The following is a 24,463-nucleotide window of genomic DNA, read 5'->3' on the forward strand; positions in this document are numbered from 1 at the left end:
CGCTCCCACAGGTTTTGAGTACACCAAAAAACTTGATGTCCACCGCAAAACCACTGTGGGAGCGGGCTTGCTCGCGAAGGGGCCGGTTCATTCAGCGTCGATGTTGAATGACCGGATGCGTTCGCGAGCAAGCTATTTATGGAGGGCGGTATAGGACTGGCTCAAATCGCTGGCCCAGCCATCGAGCACCACTTTGATGTCATCGGCCTTGAGGATTTGCTTGTCATTGTCCAGCGGCACCCCGGTGCCTTTGCGCACGACTTCGGCAACCACTTCACCGGTCGAGCCGTCCTCAAACGACACTTCGGTGCTGATTTCACTGTCCTGATCGCGGATCCCGGTGGCTGTGCTCACGCCAGCGGCGACCAGAGTCACCGGCAACCATTCATAGAAGCGCAAACCCTGGGTGCTGGTCGCCACCCGGGTGATGGCGGGTCTGACAATTAACGTGTTCGGGCCGGGTTTGTTGACGATGTGCAGCACCTTGCCCAATTCGAGCCTGAGCGCCGCGTCGTAGTAATCGGTGACGCCGGCCAGCGTGCTGAGGGGTATCCGTTCAGTCGGGACGGCGTTGGGGTAAAACTGGCTCGGCGCCAGATAGACCTGGGTATAGCGCGCTCTGGCCAACGCCGGGCTGACCCAGCCCAGCACCGGTTGACCCGAAGGCGAGTGGCGTTCGGTCAGCACGCTGTAGCTCTGCAGAAATCCGCTTTTCGGTTCAACTTTGTTATTGCTGCAGGCTGACAGGCTCAGGGTGGTCGCCATGACCAGCGACAGTGAGCGAATGCGCATCATCAACGTGCTTCCTTTTGGTGAGGCGGGGTGTTGTCCGAGCACTCGATGTGCAGATGTCCGTGGCTCATGACCCACTCGATAAGGTCCGCGGTGGAAATGCTGTGAACGTACTCAACCCAGTGCGCATTGGTCGGGCTGAAGTGCTCGAAATAACGACGCAGGACGACCCGGGTCTGATCGTTGGAAACCCCCAGGCATGACTCCTGAAAAACGATCGGCGTATCGGGCCCGAGCGCGCCGGTGCGCTGGCTCAGGATCAATGGGTGATTGGCGTTGTGCTGCTTGGTGCTGTGGCTGCTGTTGAAGTCCGTCATGGCAAACCCCTTTGGTGGAATACGTGCAGATTGCCCGAGGGTTTTTGCCGGACGATGTCCGCTTGATGTCGCTCAAGACGAAATGTTGCTCGATTGAAATAAATGACCCGCAGCGGCAAATGGCTTTAGATTGGCGGCTTTCGGTCCATGGATTTTGCAACCGTGAGCAAATTGCTGTTCGTCGACGATGATGTGGAAATCCTCTCCTTGTTGAAGAAGTTCTTCACCCAGCACGGCTATGACGTCGACGTGGCGGAGAACGGTGAAGCCATGTGGGCGGCGATTGCGCTGGGGCGTCCGGACACGCTCATTCTCGACGTGATGATGCCCGGCGAAGGCGGCCTCAGCCTGTGCCAGAAAGTGCGGGCGCAGATGGGCATTCCGATCATCATGCTCACGGCGATGGCCGAACTGAGCGATCGCATCGTCGGCCTCGAACTGGGCGCCGATGATTACCTGACCAAACCGTTCGCCCCGCAGGAATTGCTTGCTCGTGTCCGCGCATTGCAACGTCGTGCCGGCGAACAGGCCAGCCCGGTTGAGCCGTCGCGACCGGTGATTGCCTTTGCCGGTTGGCATCTGGACATCACTTGCCGCGAATTGCGCTCACCCGAAAACGTGATGATTCCGCTGTCCGGCGGCGAGTTCGATCTGTTGGTGGTGTTCCTCGATCATCCGCAACGCATCCTCACGCGCGAACAATTGATCGACCTTACGCACGGCCAGGGTCACGATGCCTTTGATCGCAGTATCGATGTCCAGGTCAGCCGTTTGCGCCGCAAGATCGAGCCCGACTGCAAGCGTCCGGATCTGATCCGTACGGTGCGCAATGGCGGCTATATGTTCACTGCCAAGGTCAGCCGCACGTGATCGGGCGGCTACTGCGCGGCGACACGCTGCGGCGACGAATCGCCCTGACCATCGTCGCCGCGATGTTGGCATCGGTGGCGTTGAATGCTTTGTTTATTCAAGTCGCCGGCATCTGGGCGCGTCCGCCCATCGAACGCACCGGCCTGCTCGAGCAGATCGCGGTCACCTCGCGGCTGATCGAGGTCGCGCCCGCTGACTTGCGCCCGCAACTGGCGCAAGCCGCCAGCAGCGACATGCTGCAAGTCGTGTGGAAGGCGCAGCGCGCCGATTTTGGTTTGCCCAACGACGGCGCCCGCGTTGAAGCGAGTCGGGTGCCGGTGCTGGAGCAGTTGTTGGGGGGAGATCGAAACATCGAAGCGTTCAACCCCGGTGACTGGACGCGGGACAATCCTCAAGCGCATTACGCGGCGTTGGTGCAACTGGTCGATGGCAGCTGGTTGTCCTTCACTCCGCCTGAAAGGAGTTGGGGCCTGGAAATCGGCACGCGAATCGCGATCATCATCGCGCTAGGTTTGATCGCAACGTTTCTTGTTGCCTGGGTCGCTACCCGCCAATTGGCTAACCCACTGCAGCGCTTTGCCACTGCCGCGAGACGCTTCGGCACGGATTTGCGCGCACCGCCGATCAAGGTCGAAGGGCCGCACGAGATTCGTCAGGCCATCGTCGCCTTCAACACCATGCAGGCGCAGATTCAGCATTTCATTGCCGAGCGCACGCACATGCTCGCTTCGATTTCCCACGACTTGCGTGCGCCACTGACGCGCATGCGTCTGCGCAGCGAATTCATGGAAGACCTCGACCATCAGCGCAAACTGATCCGCGATGTCGAAGAGATGCAATCGATGATCAACGCGGCGCTGGAGTTCTTCCGCGAGGACACCCATCGCGAGGCGACAACGGCGTTCGATCTGTCGGAGTTGCTGCAAACCATCGTCGACGACTATCGCGACCAACACATTGATGTCGACTTCGACGGCCCGGCGCATCTGGTTTACAACGGCCGGCCGCTGGGCATCAAACGAGTGATCGTCAATCTGCTGGAAAACGCCGTGAAATACGCGCGCAACCCGCGCATCACTTTGAACCGTGATGATTACGCGATTCGCATCGAGGTCAGCGACGAAGGGCCGGGCATTCCGGAAGAGGCGCTGGAAAAGGTCTTCGACCCGTTCTTCCGTCTGGAGACTTCGCGCAACCGCAGCACCGGTGGCGTCGGCCTAGGACTGTCGGCGGCGCGAGCGATCATTCGCGAGCAGGGCGGTGATCTGACGTTGCGCAATCAGCGCCGCAAAGGCTTGGTGGCGTGCGTCGAGCTGGCCGTCGCGCCGACGCTATTGGGCTAACCACTCCAGCGCGATGCCGACGCGGGAGGATTGCCGGCGATCTAACGGCTCAGGTGCGTCGGTCTGGTTGCGATAGCCATTCGGGCTGGTTGCCAGATGCTTTTGGAAGGTGCGGCGCATGCGTTCCTCTCGGCCAAAACCGACGGTTTCGGCGATTCGCTTGATCGGTTCATGGCTGGTTTTCAGCAATCGGCAGGCCGCCTCAAGACGCAATTGTTCGACCGCTTGCGCCGGTGTCTGCCCGGTCGCGGCGACATAGGCGCGGGCGAAGTGCCGAGGACTCATGCCGAATTGCTCGGCCAGTCGTTCCACGCGCAAATCTTCGTTGAGGTGCCCGGCAATCCACGCGTGCAGCCGCGCCACACGCACGTCCGGATCGGTGCGCAAGGCACTCGATTGCGCATTGAGTGACGCGCTTAGCTGCGGTTGTTCCGCGCCGCGCCAGAGGAACACCGTGAAATAACGCGCCAGTGACAACGCCGCTTGCGCGCCCAAATCCTGTTCAACCAGCCCCAATGCCAAATCGATGCCCGCCGTCGCGCCGCCACACGTCCACAGATTGTCGTCGTGCAGGTACAGCGCGTCGGTCTGGCAGCGCACCGCCGGATAACGCGCCTGCAATTCAGCGGCGAATTTCCAGTGCGTCACCACTTGGCGCCCGTCGAGCAATCCGGCAGCCGCGAGGGCAAAGGTGCCGGTGCCAATCGAGCAGAGCCGGCGGATGTTTGCAGAGCGAATACGCAACCAGTCGCAAGCACGTTCGTCAGCCTCAAGTGCCGCCATGCCCGGGCCGCCGGCGACAATCAACGTGTCGATCTGCGGCGCCATTTGATCGATTTGCTCAAGCGAGCACGTGCTCACGCTGATCCCCGAAATCGACATCACCTGCCCACCCTGCGCTGAGGCGATCAACAGTCGGTAGGGCGGGCTGTCGATGAACGCTCCGCCGAGCACGCGCGGAATCGCCGCAAACACTTCCAGTGGCCCGGCCGCGTTAAGCAACAGCAAATCATCGAACGCCAACACCACCACGGTACGCACGGGCTGCGGCGCGATGTCCGGGATGGCAGGAAAGGAGGGGTGTTTGGCATGGAGCGGCACGGCGGGCCTCGACATACTGAATTCAACGCAAAAATGAGAGCACGACAATGCCGGTAAAACCTTCTGCTGCCAAGCCATCGCTCACTCTGAAAGCGCTGTTGTGCTGCGCTGCGTTGTTGATCGCACATCCGCTTTGGGCGGCGAACGACGGGCTGAAAGTCGGCGACCAGAGCGGTCTGACTCAGGCGCTGCTGCACGCCGCCGGCGAAGATGAGGGCATCACGTATTCGCTGTCGTGGCATCCGTTTCTCGCCGGCACGACGATGCTTGAAGCTCTGAGTGCCGGGGCCATCGACGTCGGCGTGGTCGGCAATGCGCCGCCGGTATTCGCTCAGGCCGGCGGCTACGATGTGCGCATCGTTGGTGTGGCGAGCGGCGCACAGAACAACAACGCGTTGCTGGTGCCGGAAGGCTCAACCGTCACGCAAGTCGCCGATCTCAAAGGTCAGCGCGTGGCCGTGGCCAAAGGCAGTAGCGGCCATTACTTGTTACTCGCGGCCCTGCAGCGTGCCGGGCTGACGTCGCGTGATGTAAACATTGCTTACGTCAGCCCGGTGGATGCGCAAAACGCTTTCGCCAGCGGCAAACTCGATGGCTGGGCGGTGTGGTATCCGTTTGTGGGGCAGGCCACTTCGCGCGGCGCCCGCGTGTTGGTCGACGGCAGTGGCTGGCCGGAAACCGGTCTGAACTTCACCGTCGCCGGGCTGCAAACGCTGAACGATCCGCAACGGGCAGCGCATCTTGGCGACCTGCTGGGCAGATTTGCCCGCGCTCAAGCCTGGGCCACCGCGCATCCGCAAGCGTGGGCTGAGGTGTTCGCGCAAACCACACGCCTGCCGGTCGCGCTGGTGCAAGAGATGCTTGCGCATCAGGATCTGCGTTATGTGCCGATTGAGAAAACCGTCATCAATTCGCAGCAGCATCTGGCCGACATGTTCGCCGCCGAGCGCTTGATTCCGCGACCGCTACAGGTCGAACAAATCTTCGACGACCGCTTTAACCGCTTGCTGCCCAACCCTCAATAACCCTTTGAACTGACCGTGCCGCGTTGCTCGCGGCCGGGATTTACTCGCCTGGAGAAAAGTCATGCCTCAACTGCATCCCACCACACTCAAGCGTCGCAAAACCGGCCTCATCGCCGTGGATCACGCCCGCAGCGCCGGCGGTTACACGCTGTTCGCACCGCAAACGGCGGACGGCAATGTGTTCCTCATCGACCTCGACGGCGAAGTCGTGCACCGCTGGAAACTCCCGCAACGCCCCGGTCGCGACGCGGTGATCTTGCGCAACGGCAACCTCGGCTACAACGGCAATCACCCGGATTCGCCGGATCTGTTCCCGGGCTGGTCGGTGTGGCACGGCGGCGCGTTCAGCGAAGTCACCCCGGACGGCGAAGTGGTCTGGCAGCACACCGATCTGCTGCATCACCACGATGCGCAATGGCTGGATAACGGCCATCTGCTCTACACCACCGCCGAGCCGTTGCCGCCGGAACTGGCGAAGCGCGTGGTCGGCGGCATTCCCGGCAGCGAGGCGCCGGGCGGGGTGATTTATGCCGACGTGGTCAAGGAAGTCGATCGCCAAGGCAACACGGTGTGGGAATGGCGCAGCTGGGAACACCTGCAACCCGAAGACTATCCGCTGCACGAAGCCTTCGAGCGGCATCACTGGCCGATGACCAACGCGGTGACGCCGGGCCGTGACGGCAAGGTGATTCTCAGCCTGCGCAGCGTGTCTTCGGTGATCGCTGTGCAACGTGGCAGCGGCGAGGTGTTGTGGCGTCTGGGCCACGATCTGGTTGCCCAGCAACATTGCCCGAGTGAATTGGAAAACGGCAACGTGCTGGTGTTCGACAACGGCATCTTCCGCCCGCATGTGAGCATGCCGCACTCGCGCATCCTCGAAATCAATCCGTCGACTCAGCGCATCGAATGGCAATACGCCGACACCCCCGGTTATGCGTTTTTCACCCCGTTCATGGGCGGCGCGCAGCGGTTGCATAACGGCAACACGCTGGTCACCGAGGCCAACTTCGGTCGGTTGTTTGAAGTGACACCGTCCGGTGAAGTGGTCTGGGAGTTCGTCAATCCACACTTCGCCACGTACCCCGATGCTGCCTCGCGCCGCTATCTGCCGGGGGAAAACAACGCGATCTTCCGTGCTCACCGCTATCAGCGCGAAGACCTGCCATGGCTGCGCGACTGAAAACCCATAAACCTCAACCGCAACGATCACGCTCACGCAGGCCACGCGCAGCGAAGTATCGATTCCTCTCAAAGAGCTGCTTGATGCAGCTCCAGGAACCACTGATGAATCTTCTTTATTCGCGCAATTTTTCTGCGAGCGCTCTGGGCTTGTGTTCGTTAATGCCGCTGCTGCCGGCGATCGCCAATGATTTACCCGGCAACAGCGATGTCTTGCAAACGGTAACGGTCGAGTCCCGTCGCCGTAGCGAAGACGCGCAACGAGTGCCCACGGCAATGAGCGTGCTCGGCGCGCAAACCCTTGAGGAACAACGTCTGTATCGCCTGCAGGATTTGCAGCAGGCGATGCCGAGCGTCAACGTCGCGTTTATGCACGCTCGGCAGTCGAGCCTGTCGATTCGTGGCTTGGGCAATAACCCGGCGAGCGATGGTCTGGAAGGCAGCGCCGGGATCTATCTGGACAACGTCTATCTCGGCCGCCCCGGCATGGCCGTGTTCGACTTGCTCGATGTCGAGCAGATCGAATTGCTGCGCGGCCCGCAAGGCACCTTGTTCGGCAAGAACACCACGGCGGGCGTGCTCAACATCACCACGCGCCGCCCCTCAGCGACTCCGCAAGGCACCCTCGCGACGTCGGTCGGCGAGGACGGTTACTCGCAGACTCAAGCGAGTTTTTCCGGGCCGTTGAATGACACGCTCACCGGGCGCATCGCCGCCTACAAGACCCATGAAAATGGCTACGTGAAAAACGAGTACGACGGCCATGAACTCGGCGGGGGCATGCGCCAAGGTGTTCGTGGTCAACTGCTGTTTCAGCCCAACGAGGAGTTCAATCTGCGCTGGCTGGCCGATTATCACGAGGAAGATTCCAGCGCCGGCACGCGTTCGCTGTTCAGCACCGGGCCGGTGATCAACGGCGTCAACCGTTACCAACAGCGTGCAGCGGCGGTCGGCGCGACGCTGGTGGACGGCCGTCGGGTCAATCTGGATGCCGATCAGAACGTCACGGTGTTTCAGGGGGGCACCTCGCTGGAAGCCAACTGGAATCTGGCCGGGGATTACACACTGACCTCGATCAGCGCCTATCGCTGGTGGGATTTCACCCCGCGCAATGATGATGAACTGAACGTCGACGTGATGCACAACGTCGGGCAATCCGCGCGCGACAAACAGTATTCGCAAGAGATTCGTCTGGCCTCACCGGTGGGTGAACATTTCGACTACGTGCTCGGCGCCTATTACTTCCGCCAGGAAATGAGCAACACCGTGTTCACCGATTACGGCCCGTTGGCGGACACGTGGAACGGTACCCCGCAGGGCGCGCTGAACAACGTCACCAGCGTCGGCCATGGCGAAGTCGACACCGACAGTTACGCCACGTTTGCCCAAGGCACCTGGCACTTGACGCCAACCGTGGATTTCAGCCTGGGCGTGCGCGGCACCTATGAACGCAAACTCGCAGAGGTGACCCGCAACGCGCCGCTCGGTGGCGATGCGGCCAGCGCCGCTGCATTGCGCGTCAGAGATGCGAGGGTCGGTGCTTACGATTCCGGCGACTTGAGCCTCTACAGTTTCAGCCCCTCGGCGCTGGCCAGTCTGGCCTGGCATGTCAGCGATCAAGTGCTGGCGTACGGCTCGTTGTCGCACGGCGAGAAATCCGGCGGCGTCAATCTCGGCGTGGCCAGCGCCCCCGTCGCAGGTGCCGACTCGTTGTTGATCGGCAGCGAACGCGCCAACGACGCCGAACTGGGCATCAAAACCACGCTGCTCGACCAGCGCTTGCTGCTCAATGCCAATCTGTTCTGGACGGTGGTGCATGGCTACCAGACCAACGCCTATGACGATGTCTCGCTCACCAGTTATCTGACCAACGCCGGCACGGTGCGCAGTCGAGGCCTGGAACTCGACAGCAGCTGGCGGCCGGTATCGGGTCTGACGATCAACGCCAACGGCTCGTTCAACGATGTGCGTTACCTGTCTTACGACGATGCACCGTGTCCCGCCGAAGTGGCTTTGCGTCCCGGCGCCCCGGCATCCTGCGACCTCAGTGGCCACGCGGTGGCGGGCGCGTCGAAATGGATCTTCAACACCAACGCCAGTTATCAATGGAATCTGGAGGGCGGCCTGCAACCCTACGTCAACGGTAACTACGCCTGGCGCTCGCATGCGGTCGGCACCGTTGATGATTCCAGTGAAGCGCAGTTGCCGGGTTATGGATTGGTCAACCTGTCCACCGGCGTGCGCGGTGATTGGGGCAAGGGTCAGTGGGACGTGTCGTTGTGGCTGAAAAATGCCTTCGACAAGACTTACTACACCACGCTGTGGAACTCGCCGAATGGCGCTTATACCGGGGTGTTGGGCACGCCGAGGACGATGGGGATGACGGCGCGTTACGATTTTTGAACCGGATAGCGTCACGTCGCCGACTACACTGCGAGCTATCACCGCAGGGACGCGCATCCGATGGCAACGCTTATGAAGCAAACGCTCAACTCAAACACACCGATTTTGGCGGTCGTTGATGCTCGACGTCTTCTGGTCAGAACGGTCAATTATTGCCGAACGCAGATCGACGATGCGGCAGAAGTGCGAGTGGATCGTCAGCTGCATGACGCTGGCGGCCGTGCGGTGAAACAGTGGGATCCGCGATTGTGGGCGTTGGCGGAGTCTGATGCAGAGACGCCGGCAAACCAGTCGACGGTTTGCTCTTTATCCGGTCAGGACTTGGCCAGCAGCAACGTCGACGCCGGCTGGCGGGTCAATCTGGTAAACGATTCCGGGCAGACGATCTGTCGTTGGGACGGCCGCAAAAATCAATCGCGCTTTGAGTACGACTTGCTCTTGCGGCCGGTCGCGGTGTTTGAACAAGTCCACGGCGAAAGCGAGCGTTGTGTCGAGCGTTTGCGTTATGCAGGCACTGAAGCATCCGCGAGCAATTTGTGCGGACAGTTGATGCGTCACGACGATCCTGCTGGTTCATTGCATATTCATGAGGCCAGCCTGCAAGGTGCAGTTTTGCGGCAATCACAGCACTTTTTGGCGCTGGCATCTGCTCCGGATTGGCCGAAGTCTGTGGCGCAATGCGATGCGTTACTGGAGCCAGGAGGCGGCGCAGTCACCCTTCAGCATTACAACGCACTGAATGATCTTCTTAGCCTGACCGATGCGCGGGGACATTGCCGCCGTTCTGCCTATGACGTGGCGGGTCAATTGCACCGAAGCAGTTTGCAACTGGCGGGTCAGGCTGAGGCGGTGTTGCTGTCAACGATCAGTTACAACACCTCTGGCCAGATCGAGCGGGAAGTCGCTGGCGATGCGGCCATCACCACGGCACGTTATTCGCCAATCAATGGTCGTCTGGAACAATTGCTCGCATTGAAGCCCGACGGCACTCGCCTTCAAGATCTGACCTACACCAATGACCCGGTGGGCAATATCCTGAGCATTGAGGACGGTGTACAAGCGGTGCGCTATTTCAATAACCAACGGATCGATTCCGTCAGTACCTACCGCTATGACAGCTTGTCCCAACTCATCGAAGCCAGCGGGCGAGAGGCTGCGGCATCCAGCCCCGATCAGTTCGCCAATTACACCCAACGCTACAACTACGATGCCGGCGGCAACCTGGTTCGGCTGCAGCATGTCGGCGCGCACTCCCATACCCGCGAGATGCAGATTGCGGCGTTCAGCAATCGCGGTGTCGTAAAAAATCAGGGTGAGCCAGACGCAGCGTTCGATGCCAACGGCAATTTGCAGCAATTACAACCGGGTCAGGCATTGGCTTGGGATCTGCGTAACCAGTTGCGGCAAGTCACACCGGTCAAGCGAACCGAGGCAGCCAACGACACCGAACGGTATGCCTATGACAGTGCAGGTCAGCGCGTTCGTAAAACTCGCTTTACCCAGGCTCGTAACAGAACTCACCAGGCCGAAGTGCGCTATTTGCCGGGCCTGGAACTGCGCACTAATACCGCGACTGGCGAAGTCCTGCATGTCATCAGCATCTCTGCCGGGCGCAGCGGGGTGAGGGTATTGCACTGGGAGAGTGAGCCGCCCGCCGAGATGACCAATGATCGATTGAGCTACAGCTTGAGCGACCATTTGGGCAGCAGCAGTCTGGAGCTGGACGGGGCAGGGCGATTGATCAGTCAGGAAGGTTATTACCCTGACGGCGCAACCGCTTGGTGGGCGAGTCGCAGCGAGGTCGAGACGTCGTATAAGACCGTTCGTTATTCGGGCAAGGAACGTGATGCGACAGGGCTGTATTACTTCGGATTCCGGTATTACGCGCCGTGGTTGAATCGCTGGATCAATCCGGATCCGGCGGGTGTTGTTGATGGTTTGAATCTGTTTCGGATGGTCAGGAATAATCCGCTGCGGTACCGGGATGGGGATGGGCGCCTGCCGGAGGAGTATTCAGAATATGCGCCCAGTGCGATGGTTTCGGGGTATCACCTGAATCCGAAAACATTCAGACGTCGTGACGTAACTGAGCAGACAGCAGCAGTGCGTGAGAAAGCAGTGGAGGACGGCTTCTCCCATAACATTCCATACGACGCGCACAGAATCGTCACTGACGAGGCCATTCGCTCCATACCTTATGGTTATTTTGAAAATGAGTATTTGCCGGGACGTTGGAGGATGCTTGAAAATTTTCGCAGTGCCGGCAATGGGCCCAATGCGACCGATGTGACTTGGTATCAATACAAGCAGGTTTCTAAACTAAATAATTTTTACGGGGTGATGCCGAAGGTCATCCTGCGTTGGAACGTGATCAATGAGGACGCTCTACGCGCTACCGAAAAACCAGAAGGCATACGCGAGCGTTTTTTGGCCAGTAAAGGAAATGGTCGATCAACACAGAGAATCATGGACGCGTTCGGCTTGCAGGCAACCAGAGTCGAGAGAGTAAATATTGAGCTTCCCGAGCCTATGAATGACAGAGTCCTTATTGCTGTGCATGTCGAGCCAAAACCTGAATATCGGGACTTGGCCTATGAAGCCTTGCATGCAAAGGTCGAGAAAGAACTGCGACGAGCAAGCCGCAACCCGATATCACGAGCCGCGCACGCGGTATGGCGAACCGCTAAACGGGCTGTATTGCCTGCACACTCCAATACGGGACACGGGTAGTCGCGGGCAACGCTAACAGTGAACGCAGATCACCTCCGAGACCCAGCGGTTTGACGGCTGCGGGTTGCTGATATGAAATTAATTCTGTAGATTTTCATGAAATTATAAAAAGATAATTTCATGAGGTCGCGAATGTTTCAGCAATCCACGCAGCACGTCGACAGCTATTACGCCCACAGTTGCGCCGATATTTTGCGTGAGCGATCTGCGCTGGAAGGTGAGCAGCACACCGACGTGGTCATCATCGGCGCCGGTTTCAGTGGGCTGCACACTGCGTTGCGTCTGGCCTTGGCCGGTAAACGCGTGACGTTGCTGGAAGCCAGTCGGGTGGCGTGGGCGGCTTCGGGGCGTAATGGCGGGCAGGCGATTCTTGGCTGGTCGTGCGACATGCCGCCGCTGGAAGCCGCGCTCGGCCATGAACGCGCCAAACGTCTGTGGGACGGTATGCGTTGGGCGGCGCAGGAGTTGCGTGAATTGCCGGGTCGTCATGGTTTCGATTGTGACTATCGGCCCGGCCATTTGTGGACGTCGGTGATGCCGCGCCGGGTTGGATTGCTGACCGAATGGCAACACGAGGCCAGCCACAAATGGGGCCACGATGCTTTGCAGTTCATTCCGCGTGAACAGTTGCCCGAGTGGGTGGCCAGCGATCGCTATCAGGCCGGGCTCTATGACCCGGAAGGCGCACACCTCAATCCTCTGAAATTGGCCCTCGGCCTTGCCGCCGCGATAGAACGCGCCGGCGGCCACATCTACGAACAAAGCAAAGCGCTGAGTTATCAGGAGGAGGGCGCAGGTTTTCGGGTCAACACTGCGCGCGGATCAGTTCGCGCTGATGTGTTGATCCTGGCCTGCAACGCTTATCTCGATGAACTCGATCCACAACTGGCCGCCTGCATTTTGCCGGTCGGCACTTATCAGGTCGCCACCGCGCCGCTGACGCCCGAGCAAGCCACGGCATTGCTGCCGAGCAACGTCTGCGTGACCGACAACCAATTCGTCCTCGATTACTTCCGCCGCACACCGGACAACCGTTTGTTGTTCGGCGGTGGCTGCACGTATCTGGGCGGCATGCCCAAGGATATTGCGGCGGCCACTCGGCCGTTTCTGCAGCGAGTGTTCCCGCAACTCAAAGGCGTCGAGGTGGAATTTGCCTGGGGCGGCCATATCGATCTGACGTTGAAACGCACGCCGGATGTCGGCGGCGAGGGCAACCGTTATTGGCTTCAGGGTTACTCGGGGCACGGCGTGTTGCCGACACTGGCCGCCGCCCGCGCGGTGTCCGATGCGATCCTCGGTCAGAGCGATGAATTGGCGTTGTACCAAGGCCTGAGCAACGGTCGTTTCCCCGGCGGTAAACATTTTGCCGCGCCGCTGGAAGCCATCGGCAAGGCCTGGTATCGACTGCGTGACAGCGTCTGATGCGTCACTTTCCGGAAGTTGAATCATGAACAAGCAAGAAGAAATCGCCGCACTGGCGATCCTCATCCATGACCTGCGCAAGCACAAGAAGTGGACCTTGAAGGAGTTGGCCGACAAGATCGGCCGCTCGGTGGGTTTTCTCTCGCAGGTCGAGCGCGGCCTGTCGCGGCCAACCGTGGCAGACCTCACCGCGATCAGCGAAACCTTTGGCGTGCCGACCACGTATTTCTACAGTTTGCCCAAGCCCAAAGAGCTGCCGTGGGTCACGCGCCCGGACGAGCGCCGTACTTTGTATTACGCCAACGGCATCACCGATATTCTGGTGTCGCCGCAGATGCGCGCCTCGTTCTCCATGCTTGAAAGTCATCTGGAAGCGGGCGCCAGCAGCGGCGATCGGCATATGACGGACAGCTCGGAGCAGGGCGGTTACGTGCTCGAAGGCGAGCTGACGTTATGGCTGGGCGACGACGAAGAGCCGGCAACGCTCAAGGCCGGCGACAGTTTCCAGTTCGACAGCCACACCGTTTGCCGCTACGGCAATCTCACCGATCAGCTCACACGCGTGCTGTGGGTCTACACCTGATAACAACAAATAAAGGATGAACACGATGGACGCTGTCTGCGCCGACCTGTTGGCTGAAGTGCGCGCGTTTCGCCAACAACACCCCGAAGTGCGTTATGTCGACCTGATATCTCTGGATATTCCGGGGCACTTTTATGGCAAGCGCTACCCGATCGACATGCTCGAAAAAGTCGCGGCGGGCAGCGCGCTCAAGTTGCCGCAAAACTGCGTGCTGCTGGGCGTGCAGGGCGGGTTGTTCAAAATTGGTGATTACTGCTTTAACGATGGCGATCCGGATGCCGTACGGCGTTTGGTGCCGGGCACTTTGAAGCCGGTGACCTGGGAAGCGCAGCCGCTGGGGCAGATGTTGATTACCTCGGACGGCACTGAAAAACCCATCGAATTCGAACCCCGTGAAGTGCTGGCGCAGGTGCTTGATCGACTGGCGCGTAAAGGCATTCACCCGGTGGTGGCGTTCGAACTGGAGTTCTATCTGTTCGATAAAAAGCTGCGCGACGGCCTCCCGCAATTCCCTCGTGATGACCTGACCGACGATGCCGATGATCAGCCGAACATGCACATCGAGCGCTTGTCGCGGTTTGCGCCTGTGCTCGATGAAATGGTTGAAGCGACGCGCGCTCAAGGCATCGACGCCACGGTGATCACCGCAGAACTCGGCCCCGGTCAGTTTGAAATCAACTTCGGCCATCTCGACGATGGATTGCGTGCTGCCGATTGGGCGGCGCTGTTCTGCCGCAGCACCCGTGGCGTGGCGCTCAAGCACGGTTACCGCGCCAGTTTCATGGCCAAACCGTATTTGCAGCACCCGGGCAGTGGCATGCATGTGCACGTCAGTTTGTACGATGCTGACGGCAATAATCTGCTGGCGGCGAATCAGCAACAGCCGTTGCGTCATGCGGTGGCGGGGTGTCTGGAATTGCTGCCGCACAGCATGCCGATCTTCGCCCCGAACCAGAATGCGATGCGCCGCTTGGGCGGTACGGTAAACACGGCGACCAAGGCAAGCTGGGGTTTTGAGGATCGTGATGCATGTTTGCGCATTCCTGAATCGGACGCGAAAAACCTGCGCATTGAATATCGACTGGCCGGCGCGGATGCCAATCCGTATCTGGTGTTGGCAGCGATTCTGGTGGGACTGGAACACGGCCTGGCAGCGGGCAAGGAACCCATCGCACCGCTGAATGAAGACCGTGACAGCGGTATCGGTTTCCCCACTGAAATGTTTGAAGCGGTAAAAACCATGCAGCAGCAGCCGCAATTGCGTGAAGGGCTGGGCGCCGAGTTTGTGGATGTGTATTGCGAGAACAAACGTCAGGATCATTTGGCGTTTATGCAAGAGATCAGCGCGCGGGAGTATCGTTGGTATTTGTGAAGATTTTTATGAATCCAGAAACATTCTGAAACATTCGCTCGATGGCAGGGGTCAACAGAGCACATCCCCTGCCAGAAGTCCCCATGAAAACACCCCGTCCCTCCGCACGCCTGGAAACCCTTTCGCAACTGCGAAATTTCAAGATGGCGAGGTCAGCGCATGCTTATGTTCGCGGCAGCACGGTGCAATTTTATGAATGGCTGCACAGCCAACCCGGCCGGCGCCTTCCCCACGGGCCTGCCGTGTGGATCTGTGGCGATTGCCACGCCGGCAATCTCGGGCCGACCGGGGATCTGAAAGGGCAGATCGACATCCATATCCGCGACCTCGATCAGACCGTTATCGGCAATCCCGCGCACGATCTGGTCAGGCTGGCCCTGTCATTGGCCACGGCGGCACGCGGTTCCGATCTGCCCGGTGTCGCAACCGCGCGCATGCTCGAAGAAATGATGCGCGGCTACGAGCAAGCCTTTGTCGACGACGTCGATAAAGAACCGCCACGCCCGGCGCAGGTCAAGGCGGGCATGCGCAGTGCGGTGCAGCGCACGTGGAAGCATCTGGCGCAGGAGCGTATCGAGAACACCAAACCGACGATTCCCTTGGGCAAACACTTTTGGTCGCTTTCGCGGGCAGAGCGTACGGCGCTGAAAACCCTGTGCGCGACCGACGATATTCATACGTTGGTGACGTCGTTGAAGGGCCGGTCGAAGGATGACCGGGTCAAACTGCTCGACTCGGCGTATTGGGTCAAAGGCTGCAGCTCGCTCGGATTGAAGCGTTACGCGGTGTTGTTGGGTGTGGGCGAGGGCGATGATCAGGACTTCTGCCTGCTCGATGTCAAAGAAGCGGTAACGGCTGCAGCACCGCGTGCGGCCAGGTCTTCGATGCCGCGCGATAACGGTAAACGTGTCGTAGAAGGCGCGCGGTTTCTATCGCCGGGGTTGGGTAACCGCATGATTGCGACGCGCGTGCTTGATCATGGCTTTTTTGTCCGCGAATTGTTGCCGCAGGACATGAAGCTGGAGCTCGATCAGTTGAGTCAGCGTGATGCGATGTTGGCGGCGGGGTATCTGGCACGAGTGGTGGGGATTGCCCACGCACGGCAGATGGATCTGGCGACGCGGTCAGCGTGGATCAGCGAGTTGCAAAACTGCCGCTCGAAGACGCTGGATGCGCCGTCTTGGCTTTGGTCGAGTGTTGTGCAGTTGGTTGGCAGTCATGAGAAAGGCTATCTCGAACACTGTCGCCGCTACGCCCTGCAACACTAAACCCCTTACACACTGCAACGCTGAATCTATTACACATACAACGCTGAACACTTGTAGGAGCTGCCGCAGGCTGCGATCTTTTGATCTTAAAAAACAACGTCAAAAGATCGCAGCCTGCGGCAGCTCCTACAAGGCGTGGTGTTAGAGCGAGGCTTTTACTTGCAGGCCCACGACCAGTGCGTTGTCGATGTCTTGCCCGGAAAACGCGCCTGGTTCGATGATGTATTGCACATTCGGGCGCAGCGTCAGCCATGGCGTGGCTTGATAGCCGTAACCCAGTTCGATCAATTGCTCGGCGCTGTCCAGATTCGGGAATGCGGTGCCATTGGCCAGTGCGGCGTTTTGCTGCACATCACGGCTGCGCGGGTTAGGCACGGCGCGACCGTAACCCAGCGCGACGGTGTCATGCGGGCGGCTGTCGAACGGTTTGTACAACACCACGCCAGTGCCATACCACTTGCTGAACGGCGAGGCCGCGTCGCTGGCCGCTGAATATTGGCCGAACGCATGCAGGCTGCGGCCGGTGGAAGTTTGCGAAGCCCACACCGCTTGATCAACCAGCAAATAATGACCGCCGCGACCGGACACTTCATCGTCGCTGCCGATGCGTTTCACGTCGGAGCTGTCGTAGTAGTAACCAACCTTGTATTCGCCAGGCAATTCGCCGCCGTGCTTGTACACCAGCTCAATCGGCACCACGGTACCGGTGGTGTGTTTCGGCCCAAGGTGCCAGGCGCGACTGGAGTTGCCGTTGCTTTGCGGGTCGACGTTGAACGCCGCCACGCGCAATTGCCAGGAGGACGACAGGTCGTGTTTCACCCGCACGCCCAAATGCGCGTTGGGGTAGTTGGTCCAGCCGCTGCCGCCGGACATGTTCAACGGATGACCGCAGAAACCGGCGTTCATGAAGTTGCAGAGAATGCCGCTGTCGAGGCCACCGAGGTCGTTGCCCATCGCCATGTAGCCGAGTTTCACATTGAGCGCCGGGGTAAACAGGCTGCGCTCGTAACTCAGTTCGGTCAGGCGCGTGTACAGGCCTCCGTAGTTTTCCTGAATCGGCAAACGGTTGCCGACAAGGTCTTCCGAAGCGCTGTTGCCGCGGCGGTCGTTGATGGTCAATTGCACTTTGCCGGCGTTGTCGACGCCGTACAGTTTGCTCAGATCGAACTGCACGCCGAGCTTGATGTTCTGCGAGTAACGCGCCGAACGGTGCAAGCCGCCGTCAGCGTTGTAAGCGGTTTCGCCGCTGTAATCGCCGGTGAATTTGACGCCTTGTTCATCCATCTGATGCCGCAATCCGCCCCAGTCGCCGGTGAGCGTGCTGCGGGTCAACAGATCGGATTCGCCGGCGGCCAGCGCGGGCAGGGCAGTGGTGCAGGAAAGGCCGATCAACAGGCCTTTGAACAGGTCGGAACGAGAAAAACGAACAGCCGATTGCATGTGAATCTTCCTGCTGGAATCTTGGGCAATGGAGCAAAGCAGCGCGGCACCCTAAGGTGCCGCGCTTGACTGGATGAGGTGACGACGGCTTACGGCAACGCGTAGGCCATGACGAGGTCACCACGATCGGTCGACTGACGAGCGCCGCCCGCGGTGATGACGATGTACTGCTTGCCGGTTTTCGGCGAGACGTAAGTCATCGGGCCGCCCTGGCTGCCCACCGGCAGACGCGCTTTCCAGACTTCTTCACCGTTGCCGCTGTTGAACGCGCGCAGGTAGAAATCCTGCGTGCCAGCGATGAAGATCAGGCCACCCTGGGTCGACAGCGTGCCGCCGAGGGTTGGCAGACCGATCTTGATCGGCAGGTGCATTCGGATACCCAACGGACCGGTGTCTTCAACCGTGCCGACTGGAACCTGCCAGGCGATTTTCTGCGTCTTCATGTCGATTGCGGTCAGGGTGCCGAACGGCGGTGCCTGGCATGGAATGCCGGCCACCGACAGGAAGCGGTTTTTGTTCACCGCGTAAGGCGTGCCCTTCAGCGGAACGGCGCCCATACCGGTGTTCAGTGCTTCGCCGCCGGACGTCGCCTGGCCTTTGTTCTGCGAAGGAATCATCTGAATCCACAGACCCAGACGCATGTCGTTGACGAAGATGAAACCGTGTACCGGGTCAGTCGAGATGCTGCCCCAGTTCATGCCGCCCAGCGAACCCGGGAAGCTCAACGATTTATCCATGCCCGGCGCAGTGTACAAACCGTCGTAACGCATGCCTTTGAAGTCGATGCGGCAGAGCAACTGATCGTACGGGGTGGCGCCCCACATGTCGGATTCGGTCAGGTGCTGCGCACCGATCTGCGGCATGCCCACCGATTTCGGCTGGGTAGGGGAGTACGGTTCGTTCGGGATGTTCGCCGCTTTGACCGGCACTTCTTTTACGTCGGTCAGCGGTTTGCCGGTGGCACGGTCGAGCACGTAGATCTGCCCGGCCTTGGTGCCGATGACCAGCGCCGGAACGGTTTTGCCGTCCTTGGTGAAGTCGATCAGGCTCGGCTGCATTGGCAGGTCGAAGTCCCAGAGATCATTGTGCACGGTCTGGAACACCCAGCGCTCTTCACCGCTTGTAGCGTCCAGCGCGAGAATCGAAGCACCGTAGGTGTGATCGAGTTTGCTGCGCTCGACACCATAAATGTCGGTGGACGAACTGCCCATCGGCAGGAAGACCGTGTTGGTCGCCGGGTCATACGACATCGGCGCCCAGCTGTTCGGCGTGCTGCGCACGTAGGTGCTGCCGTCTGCCGGCGCGTTACGATCCTGCGGGTTGCCCGGGTCGAACGCCCAGCGCATGGCGCCGGTCATCACGTCGAAACCACGGATCACGCCGCCCGGCATGTCGGTTTGCACGTTGTCAGCCACGCGACCGCCGACCACGACAGTGGTGCCGGCCATCAACGGTGCGGAGGACAACTGATAGTAGCTGTCCGGGACGTTACCCAGACCGGCCTTCAGATCGACCTGACCGTTGTTGCCGAAACCCTGACAGAACTCGCCAGTGTCGGCATCGACCGCGATCAGGCGAGCATCAATGGTGTTGGTCAGCAGACGACGCTGGCAATTGGCGGCCGGCACCGGTTTGGCTTCGATGATGCTCGAATTGCTCGGCTGGGCAATGGCGGCAGTCGCATCGAAATAAGCCATGCCACGGCAACGCTGCCAGACTTTCGACTGGGCGTTGATCGAGTTCTTCCACAGCTCTTTGCCGGTGTCGGCATCGAGGGCGATCAGGTTGTTGTGCGGGGTGCAGATGAACACTTTGTTGCCGATTTGCAGCGGGGTGAGCTGGTCTTCGGCGCCGTTGCCATCGCTCTCGGCAATGTCGCCGGTGTGATAGGTCCACGCGACTTTGAGCTTGTCGACGTTGTTGCGATTGATCTGATCCAGCGCAGCGAAGCGGCTGCCACCTTCGGTATTACCGTAGTGCGCCCAATCCTTCTGCGCCTTGTCCGGCTCAACCGGAGTGAGGCCCGGGCCAGTGCCGGTGGCGGCAACGGTCGGATGCGCGACAAACATGTTGCCGGCAGCGACGGCCAAACCGACCGCCAATACAGCGGCAACGCCGTAAGCGCCGCGACCCGCAACGCCACCGTTGGCGCGCTTGAGCATCGGGTAGACCAAGGCCACCACCAAGCCGATCGCGCTGAACATGAACAGTCGCGAGAACACCGGCCAGAACACCAGACCGGCATCACTGACCGCCCAGATCGCCGTCCCGACCAGGAACGCGGCGAACAACCAGGCACCGCTCAGCTTGAAGCGCGCGATCAACAGACCGGAAACGGCCATGATCAAGCCACCCACCAGGAAGTACCACGAGCCTCCCAGGCTGACCAACTTCACGCCGCCCGCAGCCAGCGCCAAGCCGAGCAGGGCGATGACGACGCCCAGCCCGACCAGAATGAATTTTGATATGCCCGAGAGGCGTTGACTCTGCTTCACGTTGAGTGTCCCGTTGAAATGAGGCGCGCATTATATAGTTAGGTAACTACCTAGTTAAATCACAAATTTCACCGTGAAGCGTAGTTCGCGGTTTTGGCTCATGCCTGAGGTGAAGCTTAGACGCTGAAATGTCTGTCGAAATATGCAAAAAAACGCTGTTATGTCAGCTCGATTGTGATTTGTGACAGACACTGAATGTCGCGCCGCAAGGCGTAAATCATTTGCGCCAGGTTGTAAATGCGACGAATAACCACCCGGTAGCCCGATCCAGAGCCGTCGGCGGACGCGTCGAGCTATATGGATATGCTTTTTTAATCTTGGAATTCCGATTCTTTTACCGCTCAACTGGCGCCTTTTTGATCGGTGACTATTTATGTCCGAGCGATGTGAGGTGCTGGTTTTAGGCTTGGGCGCGATGGGCGCCGCCACGGTTTACCAGTTGGCGAAAGCGGGGGTGAACGTCGTCGGAATTGACCGTCATCACCCGCCGCATAACCTCGGCTCCAGTCATGGCGATACCCGAATCACAAGGCTTTCGGTTGGCGAGGGCGCGCAATATGTGCCGATCGTGCGTAATTCGCATCGCATTTGGCGTGAGCTTGAGGCGTTGTCGGATGAGTCACTGTTCGAGCAGTCCGGGTTGCTGGTGCTGACGTCGAGCGCCGAGTTCGATCCTGCAGATCAGAACGACTTCACCTTGCGCACCATCGGTCTGGCGCAGACCTACGGCATCGAGCACGAAGTCTTGTCCGCCGAGCAGATTCGCCAGCGCTTTCCTCAATTCGCCAACGTGCACGACTCGGCCATCGGTTATTTCGAACCCGGTGGCGGCTTCGTGCGTCCGGAGCGCTGCATCGATGTGCAGCTCAAACTGGCCGAGCAGCACGGGGCGACGCTTTATAAAGGCGAGACCGTCACCGCAATCACCTCGGACGCGGACGGTGTCACCGTTACCACCGACCGCCGCACGCTGTTTGCCAACAAACTGGTGATCAGCGCAGGCAACTGGAGCGGCGAGTTGCTCGGCAAACCGTTTGAAAATCTGCTCAGTGTGTACCGGCAGAAACTGTTCTGGTTCGAACTGGCAGAGAACGCCGGACTGGTGGGCCATTCACCTACGTTTATCCTGACCCACGGCCGTGGCGACGACAAAATCAACTACGGCTTCCCCGCATTACCCGGCGAGGGCAGTTTGAAAATCGCCACCGCGCAGTACCACACCGCATCGGCGCCGCAGGCCATCGACCGCACGGTTTCAGCAGCCGAAGCGCAGGACATGTACGAGCAGCAAGTACACAAGCGCATCGCCGGCGTGACCGCAAAGGTCAGCAAGTCCGCCGTCTGCGCCTACACCGTCACGCCGGATCGCCACTTCATCATCGACGAGCATCCGTCGCTGCAACACACGCTGTTCGTGTCGGCGTGTTCGGGCCATGGCTTCAAGCATTCCGCGGCACTGGGCGAGGCGTTTGCACAGTGGTGCATGCGCGGCTCGACCGACCTGGATCTGTCCTCTTTCTCCCTGAAACGCTTCGAAGGAAAACTATCGTGAAACGTGTCGCGCTCTCCGTCGCACTGCTGGTCGCCGCCATGGGTTCTTTCTTAAACCTCAGCTTGCCAAAGAAGCGTGACATTCGACGTCAAAGTTTTCTCTGACGACATTCAGCCCGACCGGTGAAGCAGTTCATTCTTGAGCGTTATCACGGCGATGTAGTGCCGGCGTTCTGACCACGTCAGGCCGTCACGTTCGATTCGGCAAAATGCACTTCAGTGGCTGCGCGCCCCGCCAGCCACGCGAATACGGACGCGACGACCAGCACGGCAGCGCTCAGCTCGAAGGTGGCTTTGTAGCCGCTCAGATCAAAGGCCAGACCGCCGACGATGGCGCCGCCGGCGATCGCCAGTTGAACTATCGCCACCAGCATGCCGCCACCGGCTTCCGCATCATCCGGCAGCGTCTGCGCCAGCCATGTCCACCAGCCGACCGGCGCGGCCGTGGCGACCAATCCCCACAGTCCGAGCAGCACGGCCGTCAGCATTGCCGACTCGCCGAAGTTCACCAGCGCCAACGCGATGCCGGCCATGATCAACGGGATAACCGTGAGCGTGCGGTAGAGGCCGCGGCCCATGAATCTTTCGATCAGAAAGGTGCCGATAAACCCTGCGAGTCCCAGCCCCAACAGCATCAAAGACAGTGTTGAAACACTGACGCCGGTGACGCCCTCAAGGAACGGGCGCAGGTAAGTGAACAACATGAACTGGCCCATGAAAAACACGCTGACGGCGATCATGCCCAAGGCCACGGGCGGCTGACGCATCAGTTGCAGGGCGTTGGCGCCGCCGGCCCTGCGTTCGGCCTTGAAGGACGGAAGGCTGATCATCAACCACACCGCGGCCAGCGCTGCCACCGGCACCACACAGAAAAACGCACCGCGCCAGCCGATCAACGAACCGAGGAAGGCGCCCGCCGGGGCGGCGATCACCGTTGCGAGCGCGTTGCCACCGTTGACCATGGCCAGTGCGCGCGATACTTGATCAGGCGCCACCAGACGCATGGCGGTCGCCGCCGACAATGACCAGAAACCACCGATGGCGATGCCGATCAAGGCACGTCCGATCATGAATGACGGGTAGCCCGGCGCGAGCGCGACGATCGTGCCTGACACGATCATCAGCAAGGTCAGACTCAACAGCAATTTCTTGCGTTCAACGCGGGCAGCGATGCTTGCAATCAGCAGGCTGGTGATCAACGCGAACGCACCGGACACGGAAATGCCCTGACCCGCCTGGCCTTCGGTGATGTGCAAATCGGCGGCAATCGGCGTCAGCAGGCTGACCGGCATGAATTCTGAAGCGACCAGAGCGAACGCGGCCAGGGACATGGCCAGCACGGCGCTCCAGCCGCTTTTCTTTGTAAAAGGATCGGTAAGAGGGTTTGTCATGGAAACTACCTGTGTTGCGCGAAAAGCGTAGGAGGTGATGCGCAGGGGGTGAAGCGATGGATGCCTGCAAGGGCATGCCCCTGTAACAGTTCGACACATTCTCCCGGTCGATCCGCCGCTGCTCTAGTGCATTCCTCTTGAATGCTTGCCTGATCCTCTGAGGATGCAGGGTTGTGGATAGGAAAGCTCGGTTGCGCGGACTACAGTTCGGTCAACAGGAGTGACCGACCATGATCCACATCCCCCATCGCCATGAATCGCCGTTAGCGTTGCAGATTGACCCGCGCATCAGCGCACCGGGTGACTTCGCGACCTGCATACCCGGGCTGTCGCTGTTTCGCCGCGACCAGCCAGCGCCACCTGCCGTGTGCATGATCGAACCGAGCCTGATTCTGGTCGGCCGTGGCGAGAAACGCTTGTGGGTCGGCGGGGAGGGTTATCGTTACGACCCTTCGCGGTTTCTGGTCACGTCGCTGGATTTGCCCGCCAACTCCGAAGTGCTGCTCGCCAGCCCTGAGCAGCCTTGTGTCGGTCTGGTGTTGAAACTGGACATCGGCATGCTCGCCGAGGTCATCACCAAAAGTGGCTTGCCCGCCAAGCGGCAGCCATCCACAGGCACCGGCGCCGGCATTGGCAATGTGTCCTCGGCGCTGGAAGGCGCGCTTGATCGGCTGTTGGCCCTGCTTGATGAACCCGAGGCGATCCCGGTGCTGGCGCCGCTGATCCTGCGCGAAATCCATTACCGGCTCCTCAATACCGATCAAGGTTCACGCCTGCGGCAGATCACTGCGGTGGATGGTCAGGGCTATCGCATCGCCAAAGCCATCGACTGGCTGAAACTCAACTACACCGTTGCACTGCGCATCGACGATCTGGCCGCGCGGGTGCAGATGAGTGCGCCGACTTTTCACCTGCATTTCCGCCAACTGACCGGCATGAGCCCGCTGCAGTACCAGAAGTGGCTGCGGCTCAACGAGGCGCGTCGGCTGATGCTGGTCGAGCGTCTGGACGTTTCGCGCGCGGCGTTTGCGGTCGGTTACGAAAGTCCTTCGCAGTTCAGCCGTGAATATGGCCGCCTGTTCGGTACCGCGCCCAGTCGCGACATGGCGCTGCTGCGCGGGCAACCAATCGAAGCAGAAGCGGCAAGTTAAACCACAGACACGCTTTACCGGGGATGCGCC

The 24,463-nt window shown here is 60.0% G+C and carries 18 protein-coding genes; 12 read left to right on the plus strand and 6 right to left on the minus strand.

What is annotated here, in order from left to right; genetic code table 11:
• Positions 1–132 precede the first annotated feature (132 nt).
• Positions 133–795 carry a DUF3313 domain-containing protein gene (locus ACIP1X_RS00220; protein ID WP_400748135.1) on the minus strand — a complete coding sequence of 221 codons (663 nt, stop codon included), beginning with the start codon at positions 793–795 and terminating at the stop codon, positions 133–135.
• Positions 795–1,109, minus strand: coding sequence for a hypothetical protein (locus ACIP1X_RS00225; RefSeq protein ID WP_400748138.1), 315 nt, complete (start codon positions 1,107–1,109; stop codon positions 795–797). The genes ACIP1X_RS00220 and ACIP1X_RS00225 overlap by 1 nt, the downstream gene beginning before the upstream one ends.
• Before the next feature lie 147 nt (positions 1,110–1,256).
• Here ACIP1X_RS00225 and ACIP1X_RS00230 point away from each other — a divergent pair, with 147 nt between their 5' ends.
• A complete protein-coding gene (locus ACIP1X_RS00230) occupies positions 1,257–1,979 on the plus strand; it encodes a response regulator (protein ID WP_053120109.1) in 723 nt (240 codons plus the stop codon).
• Positions 1,976–3,322, plus strand: a complete 1,347-nt coding sequence (locus tag ACIP1X_RS00235; RefSeq protein ID WP_400748139.1) for an ATP-binding protein — start codon at positions 1,976–1,978, stop codon at positions 3,320–3,322. Before ACIP1X_RS00230 ends, ACIP1X_RS00235 begins: the two co-directional genes overlap by 4 nt.
• Here ACIP1X_RS00235 and ACIP1X_RS00240 read toward each other — a convergent pair.
• Positions 3,311–4,423: a GlxA family transcriptional regulator gene (locus ACIP1X_RS00240; RefSeq protein ID WP_400748141.1), complete on the minus strand. Its 1,113-nt coding sequence runs from the start codon at positions 4,421–4,423 to the stop codon at positions 3,311–3,313. The two genes, ACIP1X_RS00235 and ACIP1X_RS00240, sit on opposite strands and share 12 nt — an antisense overlap.
• A gap of 47 nt (positions 4,424–4,470) precedes the next feature.
• Here ACIP1X_RS00240 and ACIP1X_RS00245 point away from each other — a divergent pair, with 47 nt between their 5' ends.
• From ACIP1X_RS00245 to ACIP1X_RS00280, 8 genes are all read left to right on the plus strand, one after another.
• Complete coding sequence (locus ACIP1X_RS00245; RefSeq protein WP_400748144.1) at positions 4,471–5,448, plus strand: ABC transporter substrate-binding protein; 978 nt, start codon at positions 4,471–4,473, stop codon at positions 5,446–5,448.
• Between the two features lie 61 nt (positions 5,449–5,509).
• A complete protein-coding gene (locus ACIP1X_RS00250; RefSeq protein ID WP_400748147.1) occupies positions 5,510–6,628 on the plus strand; it encodes an aryl-sulfate sulfotransferase in 1,119 nt (372 codons plus the stop codon).
• Between the two features lie 104 nt (positions 6,629–6,732).
• A complete protein-coding gene (locus ACIP1X_RS00255) occupies positions 6,733–9,030 on the plus strand; it encodes a TonB-dependent receptor (protein WP_400748150.1) in 2,298 nt (765 codons plus the stop codon).
• A 72-nt stretch (positions 9,031–9,102) separates the two neighbouring features.
• The gene (locus ACIP1X_RS00260) at positions 9,103–11,760 is read left to right on the plus strand and encodes an RHS repeat-associated core domain-containing protein (RefSeq protein ID WP_400748153.1); all 2,658 of its coding nucleotides are present in this window, start codon (positions 9,103–9,105) and stop codon (positions 11,758–11,760) included.
• 132 nt (positions 11,761–11,892) lie between these two features.
• On the plus strand, positions 11,893–13,182 hold the full coding sequence (locus ACIP1X_RS00265) for an NAD(P)/FAD-dependent oxidoreductase (protein WP_400748155.1): 1,290 nt from the start codon (positions 11,893–11,895) through the stop codon (positions 13,180–13,182).
• Positions 13,183–13,207: 25 nt separating this feature from the next.
• A complete protein-coding gene (locus ACIP1X_RS00270; protein ID WP_053120121.1) occupies positions 13,208–13,765 on the plus strand; it encodes a helix-turn-helix domain-containing protein in 558 nt (185 codons plus the stop codon).
• A 25-nt stretch (positions 13,766–13,790) separates the two neighbouring features.
• Positions 13,791–15,137: a glutamine synthetase family protein gene (locus ACIP1X_RS00275; RefSeq protein ID WP_053120123.1), complete on the plus strand. Its 1,347-nt coding sequence runs from the start codon at positions 13,791–13,793 to the stop codon at positions 15,135–15,137.
• A gap of 83 nt (positions 15,138–15,220) precedes the next feature.
• The gene (locus ACIP1X_RS00280) at positions 15,221–16,405 is read left to right on the plus strand and encodes a DUF2252 family protein (RefSeq protein ID WP_400748158.1); all 1,185 of its coding nucleotides are present in this window, start codon (positions 15,221–15,223) and stop codon (positions 16,403–16,405) included.
• Positions 16,406–16,546: 141 nt separating this feature from the next.
• On the opposite strand, the gene ACIP1X_RS00285 is transcribed toward ACIP1X_RS00280, so the two are convergent.
• Together ACIP1X_RS00285 and ACIP1X_RS00290 are read right to left on the minus strand one after the other, a co-directional pair.
• Positions 16,547–17,845 carry a carbohydrate porin gene (locus ACIP1X_RS00285; protein WP_400748160.1) on the minus strand — a complete coding sequence of 433 codons (1,299 nt, stop codon included), beginning with the start codon at positions 17,843–17,845 and terminating at the stop codon, positions 16,547–16,549.
• Positions 17,846–17,934: 89 nt separating this feature from the next.
• A complete protein-coding gene (locus tag ACIP1X_RS00290) occupies positions 17,935–20,340 on the minus strand; it encodes a glucose/quinate/shikimate family membrane-bound PQQ-dependent dehydrogenase (protein WP_400748163.1) in 2,406 nt (801 codons plus the stop codon).
• 373 nt (positions 20,341–20,713) lie between these two features.
• Between ACIP1X_RS00290 and solA the strand changes: the two genes are divergently transcribed.
• Positions 20,714–21,892 carry an N-methyl-L-tryptophan oxidase gene (gene solA, locus ACIP1X_RS00295; RefSeq protein WP_400748166.1) on the plus strand — a complete coding sequence of 393 codons (1,179 nt, stop codon included), beginning with the start codon at positions 20,714–20,716 and terminating at the stop codon, positions 21,890–21,892.
• Between the two features lie 181 nt (positions 21,893–22,073).
• Here the strand turns inward: solA and ACIP1X_RS00300 are convergent, their stop codons facing one another.
• Positions 22,074–23,282, minus strand: coding sequence for an MFS transporter (locus ACIP1X_RS00300; protein WP_400748169.1), 1,209 nt, complete (start codon positions 23,280–23,282; stop codon positions 22,074–22,076).
• Between the two features lie 230 nt (positions 23,283–23,512).
• Here ACIP1X_RS00300 and ACIP1X_RS00305 point away from each other — a divergent pair, with 230 nt between their 5' ends.
• Positions 23,513–24,433, plus strand: coding sequence for an AraC family transcriptional regulator N-terminal domain-containing protein (locus ACIP1X_RS00305; RefSeq protein WP_400748172.1), 921 nt, complete (start codon positions 23,513–23,515; stop codon positions 24,431–24,433).
• Positions 24,434–24,463: the final 30 nt, after the last annotated feature.

The organism is Pseudomonas sp. NPDC088885 (assembly GCF_044750025.1).
GTDB classification, from domain to species: Bacteria; Pseudomonadota; Gammaproteobacteria; order Pseudomonadales; family Pseudomonadaceae; genus Aquipseudomonas; species Aquipseudomonas rustica.